The 3433-nt window shown below is 43.6% G+C and carries 3 protein-coding genes; all 3 read right to left on the reverse strand.

Annotation, left to right across the window (positions count from 1 at the left end; all coding sequences use genetic code 11):
• A partial coding sequence (locus WKF69_RS14880; protein ID WP_340382861.1) for a hypothetical protein occupies positions 1 to 1049 on the reverse strand: 1049 nt, incomplete at its 3' end.
• Between the two features lie 260 nt (positions 1050 to 1309).
• Positions 1310 to 2044, reverse strand: coding sequence for an FKBP-type peptidyl-prolyl cis-trans isomerase (locus WKF69_RS14885; RefSeq protein WP_340382862.1), 735 nt, complete (start codon positions 2042 to 2044; stop codon positions 1310 to 1312).
• Between the two features lie 153 nt (positions 2045 to 2197).
• The coding region (locus WKF69_RS14890) for a hypothetical protein (RefSeq protein WP_340382863.1) at positions 2198 to 3433 on the reverse strand (1236 nt) is incomplete at its 5' end.

Below are 3433 nucleotides of genomic sequence, written 5' to 3' on the forward strand. Positions count from 1 at the left end.
TCAATCTGCTTTTTGATAACCGATTTGGTAAAATACTCATTTGTTTTTAAGGCACCTATATTAAGCCTTGTATTCATGTAGGCTCCCGCAACAGGAGCGCGGGCGCTGATAGTTCCCGGAGTACTGGTAGGTTGAGGTGGTAAAATATCATATAAACCCACCAGGTTCGGATCGTAGCGCGCGACGTATGCTTCGGCCCTGTTCCTGAAATATTCGATACCTTCATCTGCTGAATTGTGCTGGAGAGTTAGTTCAAGGGTTCCGGCAGGATCAGGAAAGTCACGTGCGAGTATCCAGGTCTTATTTACATATTCGGGGAAGTTGCCTTTGTTATAAACGTTATCGGCTACTCTTAGTTTAATATTCTGCGGGATCCCTTTATATATAATAGAAGCGGGAGTATAGCTGGTCAGCGAAGTACCAATGGGATAATCGGTCGGAGTGGTAGCCGATCCGGTAAAACTTCTCTTCAGGCTTCCCCCGGTAATCCCCGTTCCGGTTACGATAAAATTTGTAAGGCCAAAGCCGGTGATCGTACCACGGCCATCGCGACCTACGCTAACATCAACATTGCTTAAAATTAAATTTCCATTTGCAAGATCCAGGTTATTATTCACATAAAGATTACCCTTCTGAGCGGTTACATTCAGCAGGTTATCTATCCTTAAGTTGGGAAAGCCGTTCAAAGACTGTGCGCCTAGAGTAATAATATCCTGGGCATTTAAGAATTGACCTGAAAATCGAAAAATGCCTCCAATGCTATCTATGCCACGCGCGGACTCATCCGGAAGGCGGCTGCCAGCTTCATTTTGCCAGATCTGGGCATAAAAATTAATCAGTGCAGTATTGTAAGATACAATGGTACCGCCCTGTGATACATTAGAAAATATATTGGTGTTAGAATTCGGATGTGCATATACCGGTGAGTTCCGAAAAACATAAACCTCATTAACCGTCTGAGCTTTTACAAAACCCGGCACTAAGAAAAACAGGGCAAGCAAAACCACAGGGGCGAGTGTCCATTTATATCTAAATTTTGGGGGAATCACGTAAAGTTATATTATATAGTTTCTCCTTATTACTGGTAGCTGTTCGTTGGTGTATACTCCTTACATGCAAATTGACGTCTAACAAACTGGAACCAAGATACAATAATATTATTTCTTTGCAAGGGGCCAGGCATTAAGGTTTTAAGAAGTCTTGTAGCCAGTATACGCAATTAATAAAAGAAAGTTATTTATAAATGACAGAAGTTCCCGCTATAGGATAATTTTTGTCATTGATTGAAATTCTGGTTTACGGATAATCTTTATTTCTGTCTTGCTGCTGCGAGGAGTTCCACCTCAAAAATAATCGCAGAATTGGGCGGTATTAATCCCTGAACACCAGTTCCTGCGTAAGCAAGGACTGATGGGATGAATACCCTCCAGGTAGACCCAACAGGCATTATTTGAAGTATTTCATTCATTCCGGGTATAAACGTACCGGGTGTACCTCTTAAAGGTGTCTTTTTAGCATAGGTATCTTCAAATGATTTACCATCTGGAAGAAAACCTTTTACATGAATCAAAACAGAGTCGGCAGCCTGGGGACGAATTCCAGCCCCCGGCTTCATTACAAAGTAATTTACGCCACTTGGAAGGGCACCAATTCCAGACTGGTTTCTCACATTCTGGAAGAGAATCTGCTCCTGGCGGGCACCACGCGCAGATATCAGGCGTTTTTGATATGAATCCAATTTAGCCGCAACAGTTGCTGAAGGTATCAGGAGATGTTTGTTACCAAGAACATCATTCATCCCTTTTAAAAACAGCTCGGAATTAGTCACGGCAAAGCCGTTATTAGTTACCCATTGACCGAGGTAGGCTCCAATGGTATATTGGAGGGAATCGTTGGGGGTGGTTAATTTTAAGGAAGTGCCGAGTTTTACCGGGCGAGTCTGAGCAATTGAAGCTAAGCAGAATGACAGGCTCAATAACAACGTGATTATAAACCTTTGCATAGTATAAGCTTTTGCATCTTTGGCATTCAGCGGATTTTTCATTGTTTGGTTACAAGTGTCAATATATTTTCAATATTTGATAATTTAATAAATAGTATAGGCGGCCTATCCCCGGTCCATTGCTTTTGATTTGCGACGAAGAAAACTAATTCCGCTTTGAAAAAAATAAAACAAAAGCCTTTTCATAATATTCTTTTAAAGAACCGCTGGATTCATAATTACAAAATTAGTCCCATCATACACGAGCATTTTAAAACTAAGCGCTGGAATATCGCCGTTAGCAAGCGCTGTGTTCACCCTTTTTACTATTGTTTTTACACCGAGACTGTTTACATTTACCGTTGCCGCTCCGGTATTAACAGTATTCGCTTTTAAAATAACTATCATCCCCGTTGTATATGCTGCGGGTGCGGGAGAAAGTGTAATTGCATAGGCGTCGCTAGCGCCGGCATCGGCTGCAAAATTGAAGGTTGCTATCGTTTTGTTGGTCAATGCTTCGCTCCCTGCCAGCGTGGACACTGTGCCGGTAGTTGGCAGGGTAACATTTGTATTTGCGGTGCTGGTTAATGTTGTAGTAAATGCGCCAGAAGTAGTAAGATTCCCACCCAACGTTATTGTACTGCTTCCGTTATTTACACCTGTTCCGCCTTGCCCGGGCGTTACTGCTGCATTAGAAGTGAGTATAGTAGCGCTGGCATTGGGTAAGGTATATATTTTCTCAGTTGTTGCCGCACCGGTAAAATTAGTAAAACCATTTCCGGTTCCCCCAAAAGCAGGTGCTATTATTTGGGTAAGGTCTGCACCACCGTTGAAACTATTACCATAAATACTTCTCGCTGTTTGTAAAGCCGTTGCAGTGCCGGCATTTCCTGTCACTGATGTTTGATCACCTGTATTTGTACCGGAAACAGAAGCATCTAAAGGAACAGTTAACGTCTTGCTCGTGGTTCCACCAGCAAGGGTAAATCCTACCGCTGCCGCTGTCGGGGTTAAGCCGTTCACCGATGTTACCGTAGCTACACCAAGCACAGGGGTAGTTAAGGTTGGTGAAGTTGCAAACACCGCTAAGCCTGTGCCGGTCTCGTCAGATAATGCGCCAGCTAATCCTGCTGAGTTTGTCAGCGTATTTTGCTTGCCGCTTACTGCTGCTGAAGCCTGGGCATCTGCATAAGCCGTAGTTGCAACGGCAGTAGTATTATTATTGGCTGCCTGGGTAACTGCAATCGTTCCGGTTGGAAGAGTTGGGGTTCCTGTGAATGTTGGTGAGGCAAGATTTGCTTTTAGTGCATCAGTACCGGTCAGCTTACCAATGGCGGCAAGGATATTGTCCGCTGCAACTGGCGTACCCGCGGTGGTATTTAAACTAGTGAGTACTTTAGTGATTACAGCAGCATTGGTTACTGTAGCGTCATTACCAGTTGAAGTCACCTC

Source organism: Daejeonella sp. (assembly GCF_037719425.1).
Classification (GTDB): Bacteria; Bacteroidota; Bacteroidia; order Sphingobacteriales; family Sphingobacteriaceae; genus Daejeonella.